This window comes from Luteibacter sp. KNZ12-1A (assembly GCF_056755675.1).
In genome coordinates this window covers 1-11,833 of sequence record NZ_JBPGXU010000114.1, presented here as the reverse complement: position 1 = coordinate 11,833, position 11,833 = coordinate 1, and the positions used below count along the sequence as shown (strand labels likewise).

Annotated in this window: 13 protein-coding genes and 1 tRNA gene; 4 read left to right on the top strand and 10 right to left on the bottom strand. The window is 65.4% G+C overall.

Going from position 1 to position 11,833, the window contains the following annotated elements; translation table 11 throughout:
* Positions 1 to 70: 70 nt before the first annotated feature.
* Positions 71 to 556, bottom strand: coding sequence for an acyl-CoA thioesterase (locus ACR9ZJ_RS16885; protein WP_481279543.1), 486 nt, complete (start codon positions 554 to 556; stop codon positions 71 to 73).
* A gap of 102 nt (positions 557 to 658) precedes the next feature.
* Here ACR9ZJ_RS16885 and ACR9ZJ_RS16880 point away from each other — a divergent pair, with 102 nt between their 5' ends.
* The 3 genes from ACR9ZJ_RS16880 to ACR9ZJ_RS16870 are packed head-to-tail and all read left to right on the top strand — an operon-like array spanning position 659 to position 3,352.
* Positions 659 to 2,572, top strand: coding sequence for a SpoIIE family protein phosphatase (locus ACR9ZJ_RS16880; protein WP_481288396.1), 1,914 nt, complete (start codon positions 659 to 661; stop codon positions 2,570 to 2,572).
* Positions 2,553 to 2,972 carry an ATP-binding protein gene (locus ACR9ZJ_RS16875; protein WP_481279541.1) on the top strand — a complete coding sequence of 140 codons (420 nt, stop codon included), beginning with the start codon at positions 2,553 to 2,555 and terminating at the stop codon, positions 2,970 to 2,972. Before ACR9ZJ_RS16880 ends, ACR9ZJ_RS16875 begins: the two co-directional genes overlap by 20 nt.
* Positions 2,969 to 3,352, top strand: coding sequence for an STAS domain-containing protein (locus ACR9ZJ_RS16870; protein ID WP_481279540.1), 384 nt, complete (start codon positions 2,969 to 2,971; stop codon positions 3,350 to 3,352). Before ACR9ZJ_RS16875 ends, ACR9ZJ_RS16870 begins: the two co-directional genes overlap by 4 nt.
* Positions 3,353 to 3,362: 10 nt before the next feature.
* Here the strand turns inward: ACR9ZJ_RS16870 and ACR9ZJ_RS16865 are convergent, their stop codons facing one another.
* Complete coding sequence (locus tag ACR9ZJ_RS16865) at positions 3,363 to 3,830, bottom strand: MarR family winged helix-turn-helix transcriptional regulator (RefSeq protein WP_481288395.1); 468 nt, start codon at positions 3,828 to 3,830, stop codon at positions 3,363 to 3,365.
* Between the two features lie 109 nt (positions 3,831 to 3,939).
* Between ACR9ZJ_RS16865 and ACR9ZJ_RS16860 the strand changes: the two genes are divergently transcribed.
* The gene (locus tag ACR9ZJ_RS16860; RefSeq protein WP_481288394.1) at positions 3,940 to 4,284 is read left to right on the top strand and encodes a hypothetical protein; all 345 of its coding nucleotides are present in this window, start codon (positions 3,940 to 3,942) and stop codon (positions 4,282 to 4,284) included.
* A gap of 75 nt (positions 4,285 to 4,359) precedes the next feature.
* Here the strand turns inward: ACR9ZJ_RS16860 and ychF are convergent, their stop codons facing one another.
* From ychF to ACR9ZJ_RS16820, 8 genes are all read right to left on the bottom strand, one after another.
* Positions 4,360 to 5,451 carry a redox-regulated ATPase YchF gene (gene ychF, locus ACR9ZJ_RS16855; protein WP_481279537.1) on the bottom strand — a complete coding sequence of 364 codons (1,092 nt, stop codon included), beginning with the start codon at positions 5,449 to 5,451 and terminating at the stop codon, positions 4,360 to 4,362.
* Positions 5,452 to 5,485: 34 nt separating this feature from the next.
* Entirely contained in the window at positions 5,486 to 6,064 is a 579-nt protein-coding gene (pth, locus tag ACR9ZJ_RS16850; RefSeq protein WP_481288393.1) for an aminoacyl-tRNA hydrolase, read from the bottom strand.
* Positions 6,065 to 6,171: 107 nt separating this feature from the next.
* Positions 6,172 to 6,813 carry a 50S ribosomal protein L25/general stress protein Ctc gene (locus ACR9ZJ_RS16845; RefSeq protein WP_481279536.1) on the bottom strand — a complete coding sequence of 214 codons (642 nt, stop codon included), beginning with the start codon at positions 6,811 to 6,813 and terminating at the stop codon, positions 6,172 to 6,174.
* Positions 6,814 to 6,892: 79 nt separating this feature from the next.
* Positions 6,893 to 7,831, bottom strand: coding sequence for a ribose-phosphate diphosphokinase (locus ACR9ZJ_RS16840; protein WP_306850676.1), 939 nt, complete (start codon positions 7,829 to 7,831; stop codon positions 6,893 to 6,895).
* Positions 7,832 to 7,902: 71 nt separating this feature from the next.
* Positions 7,903 to 7,979: transfer RNA gene (locus tag ACR9ZJ_RS16835), tRNA-Gln, on the bottom strand.
* 66 nt (positions 7,980 to 8,045) lie between these two features.
* Entirely contained in the window at positions 8,046 to 9,434 is a 1,389-nt protein-coding gene (gene ispE / locus ACR9ZJ_RS16830; RefSeq protein WP_481288392.1) for a 4-(cytidine 5'-diphospho)-2-C-methyl-D-erythritol kinase, read from the bottom strand.
* A gap of 481 nt (positions 9,435 to 9,915) precedes the next feature.
* A complete protein-coding gene (locus ACR9ZJ_RS16825) occupies positions 9,916 to 11,196 on the bottom strand; it encodes a retroviral-like aspartic protease family protein (protein ID WP_481288391.1) in 1,281 nt (426 codons plus the stop codon).
* Positions 11,197 to 11,247: 51 nt separating this feature from the next.
* On the bottom strand, positions 11,248 to 11,833 hold a 586-nt coding region (locus tag ACR9ZJ_RS16820), incomplete at its 5' end, for a hypothetical protein (protein WP_481288390.1).

Genomic DNA, 11,833 nt, shown 5'->3' with positions numbered 1-11,833 from the left:
GGTCTCGTGGGCTCGGAGATGTGTATAAGAGACAGAAGTAACCCGCGGTGGGAGCCGACCTGTCGGCGATTCAGGCCTCGCGGGTGGCGCGGACCAGCGGCTCCATCGCGCGCGACATTTCCATCAGCCTGAGCGCGTATTCCTGGAGGCGCCGATCCTTCTCCTCCACGGGCGTCCACGGCGGCACCGCCGTGGGCTTGCCGCCGTCGGGCTTGTCCAGTGCCACGAAGACCATCACGCAGCTGGTGGCCAGGCGTTCTTCGCCGCTGCGCAGGTCGCGCGCAAGCACGTCCACCGAGAGGTGCATGCTCGAGGTGCCGGTATGGATCAGCCGTGCCCGCACCGTGACCAGGTCGCCGATCAGGATGGGGGCGAGGAACTGGATGCCGCTGACCGACGCGGTGACGCAATAGGCGCCACTCCAGCCCACCGCACAGGCGTAACCTGCCTGGTCGAGCCATTTCATCGCCATGCCGCCATGGACCTTGCCACCGAAGTTCACATCGGTCGGTTGGGCCAGGAAACGGAATTCGACCTCGCGCTGGGTACCGGACATGCCCTTACCTGTCTGGGAAAAGATCACATTATGACGCTCCGGCGGCTTGTGGGGCCGCCCGGGGCGGCATAGATTCCGAGGCATAGCCCACTGGAGCCCTCTATGGTCCTTCGCAGCGTCGCCTCGCGGCTCGCCCTGGGCGTTCTCCTGGGGTCGGCGATCGTCCTGGTGGTCACAGGCGGGCTGATGCTGTCGCATACCCGGGAACAGATACTCAAGCAGACGGAGCGCGAGGCCGCGGCCGTCTCAGGCTGGGCTGCGACTCGCATAAAAGGCCGCATCGACGGTGTCGCCAAGGTGTCCCAGGTTCTCGCCGGCATCCTGGGCACGCGAAGGGACGAAGCCCCCGCCCTGATCAGGGACACCCTCGCGGTCAATCCGGAGCTGGTCGACATCACCGCCGCGTTCATCCCGCTCAACACGGATGCGCCCCGCGACGAGGACGCACCGGTGGCCCGCCGCGCGATCGATGGCAAGCTGGGCATGGGCAGCCGCCTGGCCGACCCCGAGCTGTACTGGCGGGCACCCTGGTTCGTCCGCGGACTGAACTGCGAGCGTGGGTGTTGGCAGGCACCCTTCCATTCGGTGGACCGCAGCGACCCCCTGGTGGGTTATTCCGTCGCCATTCCCGGCAAGGCCGGGTCCGTCATCGGCGTGGCCGACGCCACCATCAGCCTCGGCTGGTTGCAGCAACTGCTGGGGGAGCTGAACAAGCCGGACCACGCCTCGGCCTTCGTGATCGACGCCAGCGGCGAATTCCTCGCCCATGACTGGACGTCGTACATCGGCACGCGCGGCAGCAAGCCGCTGCTCGCGGCCATTGCCGAGCGGCGCAATCCCGCCAGGATCACGCCCGAGATGGGCGGTCGCGTGAGCGAGCCGGTATGGGTCTATTTCGTGCCGATCCCCGGCACGACCTGGACGTTCGGCCTGACCATGCCCGAGCGGCAAGTCCTGGCGGACCTTCGCCAGACTTACTCGGTCGATATTCTCCTCGGCGTGCTCGCCCTGGCCGGCGTGTCCCTCATCGCGTTGGTCATCACACGGCGCCTGATGGCTCCGCTCGTGGTGCTTTCCGATCGCGTCGAGGACGTCGCGCGCGGCGAACTCGATTTCGCCCTGCCCCAGCTAAGACGCAACGACGAGGTGGGCCGCCTCACGCGAGCCTTCGACCAGATGCGCCATCAGCTGGCCGGCCATATCGACTCCGCCAAGCGCATCGCCCGCGAGCAGGAGCGCATGACCAGCGAACTGGAGATCGCCCGGCAGATCCAGCTGGCCCTGATCCCCGAGCCGCACTGGCTGGCGGCCGACGGCAGGATCGAGCTGCATGCCGCGCTGCGCCCGGCGAGCGCGGTGGGCGGCGACCTGTACACCTATTTCACCCTCGGCGCGCGGCACGTCTGCGTCATGGTGGGCGATGTCTCGGACAAGGGCATCCCCGCCGCGCTGTTCATGGCGCGCACGATCACCCTCGCGCGCACCCTCGCCACCCACGCCCGCTCGCCCAGCGACATCCTGGGTGCGCTGAACCGGGAGCTTTGCAAGGGCAACGACACCTGCATGTTCGTCACCCTGCTTTGTGGTGTCGTCGAAACCGAGACCGGACTGCTCACGCTGGCCAGCGCCGGCCACGAACAACCGGTGCTGCACGCCGGGGGCAGCGCCATCCTGGTGGATGTCGAAACCGGGCCGGCGCTCGGCCTGGACCGCGAAGCGCGCTACCCTGTACGCGTACTTACGCTGCTAGGGGGCGATACCTTGCTCATGTACACCGATGGCGTCAGCGAGGCGCATGCGGGAAACCAGCGCCTTTACGGCACCCACGCGATCCTGGACAGTGTCGCGCGCATCGAGGAAGGCGCCGCGCCGGAAGCCTACGTGGAGCGCATCCTCGGCGACGTCGATGCTTATGTGGACGGGGCTCCCGCCTACGACGACATCGCACTGCTCGCGCTCACCTGGCACGACAGCGGCGCCGAGGGAGTCCGCCTCGATGCGGTTGCGCATTCCTAATCGGCTCGAGGACGTGTTCCTCGCGCTGGACCGTGCCGAAGGCACGCTGGACCGTGCCGAGGTCGATCCCGCCTGCCGTGCGGACGTGCGCCTGGTACTCGAGGAACTTCTGGTGAACACGGTGCGCCATGGCTACCCGGACGGGCGCGATGGCAGCATCGAGATCACGCTCCGGATCGAGGCCGATGCGGTCCACCTGGAATTGCGCGACGATGCCATGGCGTTCGACCCGCTTCAGCACGATCTCCCCCATCTCCCGGGGGACATCGCCCGCCGCGATATCGGCGGCCTCGGGCTGCACCTGGCCCGCAGCATCGCCAGCGACTTCCACTATGCACGCGACGCACACGGCAATCGTGTCGTCATCCGCTTCGACCCTTTCGACGAGCCCGCCACATGACCCTGATCGTCCGCAGCGAAAGCCCGACCACCGACCGCAGCACCGTGTGGCTCGAAGGGCGGCTCGATGCCGCGACGTTCGCCGCGTTCGACGAGGCGATGCACGACATCACGCCCCTGGTCGACAACGGTGGCACCCTGGTCATCGACCTCTCGGCGCTGGAATACATCAGCAGCGCCGGGCTGCGCAGCCTCGCGCAGCTGCGCAAGCAGATGCACGATCGCGAGGGCCGCACGCTGCTGCTCAACCCGCAGCCGCAGGTCAAGAAGGTCTTCGACATCGTGAAGGCGGTGCCCGTCGCCGAGGTCTTCGCCAACGTGGCGGAACTCGACCTGTATCTCGACCACATGCAGCGGCAGATGACCGCGCCGGAAGGTTGAAGGCGCCGCGTCAGTTCCTGTTGCCGTCGATCAGGCTCGACCGCAACGTCTCCAGTTGGCGCTTGAGTCCGACCAACTCGTCGACCTCGCAGCCGGTCGCGCAGAACACCTCTTCCGGCACGTGGCCTGCCTTTGCGCGCAGTGCCTTGCCTTCGTCCGTCAGGGTGACGATGACCTGTCGCTCGTCCTGCGTGCCGCGCGTACGCTGCACCAGCCCCGCCGATTGCAGGCGCTTGAGCAAGGGAGTGAGCGTGGCGGAGTCGAGGTACAGGCGTTCACCCAGTTCGGAGACGGTGATCCCGTCGCCTTCCCACAACACCAGCATGACCAGGTACTGCGGGTAGGTGAGATCCAGCTTCGCCAGCAACTGGCGGTAGAGCTTGCCCATGGCCAGGTTCGCCGAATACAGCGCGAAGCACAGCTGCCCGTCGAGGGTACGCGGGGGCTCGAGGCCTTCTGGCAGGGACTTCTTGCTCATAGAGCGAAGATAGGGTCGTCGATATTAGATTGCAAGCGATTTAATTGCGCTTGCCAAGCAAGGACGAGGGGGCGGATATGATCCGTTCCATCCATGGGGAGGGGCCGCGATGATTCAGGATGTCTGGAGCGCTCTGTGGAACCCCGTGCTGGATGTCATCTTCATCATCGACGACATCATCAAGCTCATTCCCTATCCCTTGCTGTTCCTGATCGGCGTCCTCTCGGTACAGGCTTGCTTCGCGATCGATGTCGCGTTCGCTACCGACGCCGCGAATGCCACGCGCCAGTTGCTCCACGGCGCGTTTCTCGACCTTCACGGCATCCTGTGGACCCTGGGCATCGCCAGCGGCCTCGTCGCCTGGGCCGCCATTAGCAAGGCACTCGACGCTCGCTCGGAGCGCCGGTCTCGTCGCCGCCCGTACCCTGGCCCGCTGCCGCGGGATCGCCGCTGAAGCGGCTCCCACAAGGGCTCCCACAAGGGCTCCCACAGCGGCTCTCACAGGGCTTCCTCCTCGCAGGGATTCCGCTCAGACGTTGAAGCGGAAGTGCAGGATGTCGCCTTCCTTGACGAGGTATTCCTTGCCTTCCAGGCGCAGGCGGCCGGCTTCCTTCGCGCCCTGCTCGCCCTTGAACTTGATGAAGTCGTCGTAGGCGACCGTTTCGGCACGGATGAAGCCGCGCTCGAAGTCGGTGTGGATGACCGCGGCGGCCTGCGGGGCGGTGGAGCCGGCGCGGACCTGCCAGGCGCGGACTTCCTTTTCGCCGGCGGTGAAATAGGTCTGCAGGCCGAGCAGCTTGTAGCCCGCACGGATCACGCGGTTGAGGCCCGGTTCGTCGAGACCGAGGTCCTTGAGGAACTCGTCGCGGTCGGCGTCTTCCAGCTGAGACAGCTCTTCCTCGATGGCCGCGCAGACCGGCACCACTTCGGCACCCTCTTCCACGGCACGGGCGCGCACGGCGTCCAGGTGCGGGTTGTTCTCGAAGCCGTCTTCCGCGACGTTCGCGATGTACATCAGCGGCTTCATCGTGATCAGGAACATGTCGCGGACGAGCGCCTTTTCCTCGGCGTCGAGGCCGGCGGCGCGCGCCGACCTGCCCTGGTCCAGGGCCTTGGCGAGCTTCTCGAGCACCGGCTTCCTCGCCAGGGCGTCCTTGTCGTTCGCCTTGGCCGAGCGGGTGGCGCGGTCGAGGGCCTTCAGCACGGCCTCCAGATCGGCCAGCGCCAGTTCCGTGTCGATGGTCTCGATGTCGGCGATCGGGTCGACCTTGTTCGCCACGTGGATCACGTTGCCGTCTTCGAAGCAGCGCACCACGTGGGCGATGGCGTCGGTCTCGCGGATATGCGCGAGGAACTTGTTACCCAGGCCCTCGCCCTTCGACGCGCCGGCGACCAGGCCTGCGATGTCGACGAACTCCATCGTGGTCGGGATCACGCGCTGCGGCTTCACGATGGCGGCCAGTTCGTCCAGGCGCGGATCGGGCACGGGAACGATGCCGGTGTTCGGCTCGATCGTGCAGAACGGGAAGTTGGCCGCGGCGATGCCGGCCTTGGTCAGCGCGTTGAACAGGGTGGACTTGCCGACGTTGGGAAGGCCGACGATGCCGCATTTGATGCCCATGGCGAATCTTGTGTCCGGTAGGTGTAGGGGGCGGTCAGGCGACCGTGTGCAGGCGCTTCATCGCCTCGTCGAACTTGCCGTCGAGCGCCAGCGGCAGCACGTCGAACGCGCGCCCGATGCCGTGCATGATGGCGTCCTCGTCGACCGCGTTCGGGCGACCGAGCACCCACGGGGTGACCTTGTCCTTGTGCCCCGGATGGCCGATGCCGATCCGCAGGCGATGGAACTTGCCATGGCCCAGGTGGGCCACGATGTCGCGCAATCCGTTCTGGCCGCCGTGGCCGCCATCGAACTTCATGCGGACGGTGCCGGGCGGGAGGTCCAGTTCGTCGTGGGCGACGAGGCACTCCTCCGGCGCGATCTTGTAGTAGCGCAGCGCCGAGGCGACGGCGATGCCACTCTTGTTCATGAACGTCGCGGGCTTGAGCAGCCAGACGGTTTCGCCCCCGATGCGCAACTTGCAGGTCTCGCCATGCAGCTTGCCGTCGAAGGCCCAACGTTCCCCCTGGTCCATGGCCAGGGCATCGACACACCAGAACCCGGCGTTGTGCCGGGTCCTGACGTATTCGGCCCCGGGGTTACCGAGGCCGACAATAAGACGAAGTGTCGCCATGGATTAAGGCGGGGCTTTGTGTGGGAGCCGCTTCAGCGGCGATGAACGCCATGGCGTCACCGCTCCGTTGGCTTTTCGCCGATGAATCGGCTCCCACATGGCGCCGATTACTTCTTCTCTTCGGTCGGGGCTTCGCCGCCCTCGGCGGCCGTCGCCGGGTCGACTTCTTCCTGGATCGAGGCCACGGTGACGACGGCGACGTCGTGCTCCTTGCCAAGACCCAGTTCCGGGATTTCCACGCCGGCCGGCAGCTTGAGGTCGGACAGGTGGATGATGTCGCCGGCCTTCAGGTCGGCCAGGTCGAGTTCGATGAACTCCGGCAGGTTCTTCGGCAGGCACGAGACGGTCACTTCCGTCAGGTTGTGCGAGATCACCAGACCGGCGGTCTTGCCGGCCGGGGACTTCTCCTGGTTCAGGAAGTGCACCGGAACGGCGACCTTGATGGCCTCGTTCTCGTTCACGCGCTGGAAGTCCATGTGCAGCATGAGCTGCTTGAACGGATGCTTCTGCCAGTCCTTGATCAGGACCTTCTGCTTCTTGCCGTCGACGGTCAGTTCGATCACCGACGAGTAGAACGACTCGAAACGCGAGCCGAGCAGCACGTCGTTGTGAAGGACCTGGATCGCCTGCGGGGCTTCGCCCGCGCCGTACACGATCGCCGGCACGTAGCCCGCGATGCGAAGGCGGCGGCTCGCACCCTTCCCTTCCACACTGCGGCTCGTGGCCGTGAGCTGATGATTGGTAGCCATGGTGTTGCCTCAAGTAAACCGCCTCGCGGCGGTGGGTAAAGGGCTCCCCCGCGACCAGGGGAGCCCGAAAAACGGTCTATCAGTCGATGTAGAGCGAGCTCACCGACTCGCCGAAGGCGATGCGGCGGATCGTCTCCGCGAGCAGTTCCGCGACCGACAACTGGCGGATTTTCGCACAGTTACGGGCGTTGTCGCGCAACGGCAGCGTATTGGTCACCACCAGCTGGTCGAGCTGGGAGTGCTCCAGGTTGTCGATCGCGGCACCCGAGAGCACCGGATGCACGCAGTAGGCGACGACCTTGCGAGCGCCCTTTTCCTTCAACGCCGCCGCGGCGGCGCAGAGCGTGCCGGCGGTATCGACGATGTCGTCCACCAGCACGCAGGTCTTGCCTTCCACGTCGCCGATGATGTTCATGACCGTGGCCACGTTCGCCTTCGGGCGGCGCTTGTCGATGATCGCGAGGTCGGCGTCGTCGAGGCGCTTGGCGAGCGCACGCGCACGCACCACGCCGCCGACGTCCGGGCTGACCACGATCAGGTCGTCCATGCTGTGGTGACGCCAGATGTCGGCCAGGAGCACCGGCGAGGCGTACACGTTGTCGACCGGGATATCGAAGAATCCCTGGATCTGGTCCGCGTGCAGGTCGATCGTGAGCACGCGGTCCGCACCGGCCGTGGCGATCATCTTCGCGGCCAGCTTCGCCGTGATCGGCACGCGCGCCGAACGCGGGCGGCGATCCTGGCGGGCGTAGCCGAAATACGGCATCACCGCGGTGACACTGCCGGCCGAGGCGCGCTTGAGCGCGTCCACCAGGACCAGCAGGTCGAACAGGTTCTCCGCGCTGGGCGCACCCGTCGGCTGGATGACGAAGACTTCCTGCTTGCGCACGTTCTCTTCGATCTCGACCTGCGCCTCGCCATCGCTGAACCGGCCGACGAGGGCCTTGCCGAGCGGAATGCCGAGACGGGCGGCGACATCGTCGGCAAGCGCGCGGTGCGCATTGCCGCTGAACAGCATCGGGGTGGACGTATCCACGGAGGAACTCCTGGCGTGAGAGTGGGTTGGTTCGTCTTTGCCACCGCGAACGGTGGCTGGGGCGGCAGGATTCGAACCTGCGCATGCGGGAATCAAAATCCCGTGCCTTAACCAGCTTGGCGACGCCCCAACAATTCGTTCCAGCGAGCCGACCCGCTCGCCATGGTTTTGCCGCAGCCCGCGGCCCTACCCGTCCTTACGACACGATTCCCCTCGCCTCGACCCGGCTCCGCGCCAAAAGCAGCGGCGAAGGATCGACGCCCGCCGCCACATGGGCGGTGAAGCCCCCGGGACAGCGCGAGGCGACGCCAAGCGCCGCCTCGTGGGTTCTCGTTTCCAGGAAAACGCAGCCGCCGCTGCCGGACAGGCGTGCATGGCCGAAGCCTGCCAGCCAGTCGAGCGCCGCGGCCACCCGCGGATGGCGCGCACGGACCACCGGTTCGAAGGCGTTTTCCGCCGAATCCCCGGAAACAAAGGATGAAATTGTCGCCTGCGGGGCGTTACGTGTCAATTCGGGAGCGGCGAACAGGGCCGCCGTGGGAACGTGTTCATGGGGGTCGACCACCACGTACCAGCGCGGTGGCAGCGGCGTGGGGACGAGCCGTTCACCCACGCCTTCGGCCCAGGCCGAGCGGCCACGGACGAAGACCGGCACGTCGGCGCCAAGCCTCAGGCCCAACGCCGCCAGGGTGTCTTCGTCCAGGCCGGTGCCCCAGAGCGTGTTCAGCCCGACCAGGACGGTGGCCGCATCCGAGCTTCCGCCGCCGAGGCCGCCGCCCATCGGGATGCGCTTGGACACCGCGATCTCGGCGCCGAGCGCCGTACCGGTCTCCGCCGCCAGAAGGCGGGCAGCGCGAACCGTGAGGTCGGCGTCCTCGGGGACGCCCGCCACGGGCGTGGGGCGGGTGATCGCCCCATCGGCGCGGATGCGCAGGCGTACCTCGTCGCCCCAGTCCAGCAGACGGAAGACGGTCTGCAACTCGTGGTAGCCATCCTCGCGGCGTCCGACGATGCGCAGGAACAGGTTGAGCTTCGCGGGCGCGGGCCACACCGTCCAGTCGCCCTCGGCCAGTGGCTCCAGCTCGCGGCTCATGAACACGCGCAGGTGGTCGGGGAAGCCGTTCTCGCGATCGCGCGCGAGTGCCCGGGCGAACACCGGGGCATGCTTGTCGACCACCCGGAACCCGTGCTTCGCATAGAACGGCGCGTTCCAGGGCACGTCGGCGAGGGTACCGAGGTCGACGCGTGCGTAGCCGGCCTCGCGGGCCCAGGCGCAGGCGTGCTCAAGCAGCGCGGCGCCGACACCCTTGCCACCGAAGGCGGGCAATACGTCGATCTCGGCGATACCGATGGCGTCGGCGGCGCCATCGGTATCGAGGCAGACGAATCCGATGACCTCGTCTTCCACCGAAGCGACCCAGACCAGGCCACGCGCGATCAGCTGGCGGACGATGTCCGGCGGCAAGGCCATCTGCGAATACGACGGCCACGCCTCGTGCCCACGGAACAATTCGACCGCCGCACGCTCGATCGCGCACAAGTGCTCGGCATCGTCATCGTGGGCGCGGGTGATAGTGAAATGCACGGGGGGAAGAGCCGGACCGGAAGGCGCGGAGTATACCCGTGCCGCGACGGCGCGCTTTAATCACGACCCCGACGGGGCAATATGCCAACGAGACGGTGCTGTTCGTGGCTGTACTTACCTCAATCTGTCGCAGTAAGGTGATCGATCTCTGCGTCTTAGGCCTGGTCGTCGAATTTTCAGGTATGGCTATCGTCGCCGCGTCACCATTCACACTGGACGTCCATGGTGAAAGAAGCACGATCTCGGCCTGGCTCGGGCTTTTCGAAACTGGGGCCCCAAGGAGCTCGCGTGCGCTCCAGCACTCTGTATTCGCCATCGCACGCATTCCATGCAGTAGTCTCGCAGATGGCCTCGTTGTCCTGACATTCGACGTGGAGATGGCCACTTTCATCTGGCATCGGCTGGTAGCCGACGCATCCGTTCAATCCAAGGCCCGTCACAGAGACAAACGCACCGATCGCCACGTGCCGGATCCGAAGCATCACTGCCCCTCCCCATTTGGCAGCACGCAGCCCTTTTGCTGGACAAAAGACAGCCACAAGGTCCCACCGGGTCCGAAAAATCCGTTTCCAACGACCAGGTCCTGGGCGGCTTCGCCTGAAACGACCCGCACGTCCACCTTCATAGGTGTCGCACCTATGCCAACGGACTGGGATGCGAATGACGATTGGAGTTTGGAGGGACCCGAAATCGTCATGACCTCGATCAGCTTGCCGGGCGTATCGCCTCTCTGTGCGCGACGCGACACGGCCGAATTGCTACCGGTATCGACCATGAACTCCTCCGGGACTCCGTCCAAGGTGCCGGTGATGAACAAATACGCGGGACGCGCTCCCAGCTCCGATTGCCGGAAAAGCCGACCCGAACACGCCTTAGGCACCTTGTTTCCGCCGAACGCTATCCCCCGAGCGCTGATGCGGACGGGATCCGGCAGTTGAGTGAGGACGTCGGTCCCAAGTACTGAGAATGGCAAATCCCAAACACCAACGTTGGCATGATTCAGTCTGAAGCCGCCCAACTCCAAGCTTTCTAGCTGGGCAGCCTTGACATCGACCCCTTTCGCCGCTTGGGTAGGAGCAATTTCCATCACCGTCGCGGGCACTCGCTTTGCCTTCACCCTCTCGGCGTCCATGCGGGAAAGTACGGTGATCTGCGTGCCGGTATCCACCGCCATCGCCAAGGGCATTCCGTTCGCCATAGCCTTCACCGAAAGCACTCCATGCAGCGCCCCCGCGTCCCCTGTGCCCGATGGAATGATTCCGGTGGCAACACTGTGGACCGACGTCGGAGCGGGCATGCCGGCGAAAACCGGCACATCGGGCGCTTCCAATGAAGCAATGTGCAGTTCAATGCCAGGGTTCTTTGGCAATTGCGGATATACCTCTCGCCGTACGCGGGCCGCCTCGGCCGACCAATCAGCGAAGCGTCCAGCGAGCAAGGCGTTGCCCACTCGCAACTCGCCGCAGGCTACCAGGAAGTCGACGGCCGGCGGATGCGACGCCTGGGCTGCTGCATAACATTCGGCGGCCCTCTTGTTTGAGGCGCCAATGTCGAATCGCGCCCTCGCCGCTGCGGCTTCGGCAAACGCTTTCGGTATGGGGCCGGGCGACCGAAGAGCGTAAGCGTCCAGGGCCTCCGCGTTGCCTTGAACAGCCATCTGCATCAAGGGTGACTCGTTGCCCAGCTTGATGTAAACGACCTTGTCGGCGTGCGCCCATTCGCTCATAAGCAGTAGGGCGATGGCTATAGGTAGACGTGCCATTGTCTCTTCTTTCGCTTAGAAGGCGCGCAGGGTCGCTGCGCGCCTCGTGGGTCAGTTGAACGGGATGTTGATTCCACCCTCGAAGTAAATTCCGCGGGTGTCGCTGTTGCCGACTGCGAATTGGAAGTACTGCGGTTGCGGTCCCGAGTGGGTCAGCATGATAGACGCCTGCGTCGTATTACCCCAGCTCCCTGTACCGATATCGGTGCGGGCCTCGAGCTTCCACCCGTTCGACTCCGCTAGCGTCACAGCACCACCGCCCTTGACAATGCCGTTCGTGTCGACATGGAAGCTGAACCCAACACCTGGGGCAGCTTGGTAATTGAGGTCGACGACACCGTAGTTCGAGCTGTTGAACGAGGCAGTGACGTGCACGTTGCTCCACTGCGCGTCGCCCGAGATCGATTCAGTGTAATTCCCATTGAGATACGAGACGTTGCCCGAAAGCTTAGCGCCATTGCTCATGGTGTAGGAATCGATCAGGGTTGCCGCCCCATTCTGGAACGAGACGGCACCGTTGTTGCCGTATGCCTCGAGGCCGAACTTGGCGCCGGTCACATGAGCCGTGTTATTGAAGATGGGCGAAGCTGTCATCGTACCCAGCCCATCCTGGAAGTGCTGTCTCTTATACACATCT

Excerpts from the sequence above, each read along its gene's own strand:
- ACR9ZJ_RS16885 (WP_481279543.1), bottom strand. The coding sequence starts at position 556 with ATGTCCGGTACCCAGCGCGAGGTCGAATTCCGTTTCCTGGCCCAACCG.
- ACR9ZJ_RS16880 (WP_481288396.1), top strand. The coding sequence starts at position 659 with ATGGTCCTTCGCAGCGTCGCCTCGCGGCTCGCCCTGGGCGTTCTCCTG.
- ACR9ZJ_RS16875 (WP_481279541.1), top strand. The coding sequence starts at position 2,553 with ATGCGGTTGCGCATTCCTAATCGGCTCGAGGACGTGTTCCTCGCGCTG.
- ACR9ZJ_RS16870 (WP_481279540.1), top strand. The coding sequence starts at position 2,969 with ATGACCCTGATCGTCCGCAGCGAAAGCCCGACCACCGACCGCAGCACC.
- ACR9ZJ_RS16865 (WP_481288395.1), bottom strand. The coding sequence starts at position 3,830 with ATGAGCAAGAAGTCCCTGCCAGAAGGCCTCGAGCCCCCGCGTACCCTC.
- ACR9ZJ_RS16860 (WP_481288394.1), top strand. The coding sequence starts at position 3,940 with ATGATTCAGGATGTCTGGAGCGCTCTGTGGAACCCCGTGCTGGATGTC.
- ychF (WP_481279537.1), bottom strand. The coding sequence starts at position 5,451 with ATGGGCATCAAATGCGGCATCGTCGGCCTTCCCAACGTCGGCAAGTCC.
- pth (WP_481288393.1), bottom strand. The coding sequence starts at position 6,064 with ATGGCGACACTTCGTCTTATTGTCGGCCTCGGTAACCCCGGGGCCGAA.
- ACR9ZJ_RS16845 (WP_481279536.1), bottom strand. The coding sequence starts at position 6,813 with ATGGCTACCAATCATCAGCTCACGGCCACGAGCCGCAGTGTGGAAGGG.
- ACR9ZJ_RS16840 (WP_306850676.1), bottom strand. The coding sequence starts at position 7,831 with ATGCTGTTCAGCGGCAATGCGCACCGCGCGCTTGCCGACGATGTCGCC.
- ACR9ZJ_RS16825 (WP_481288391.1), bottom strand. The coding sequence starts at position 11,196 with ATGGCACGTCTACCTATAGCCATCGCCCTACTGCTTATGAGCGAATGG.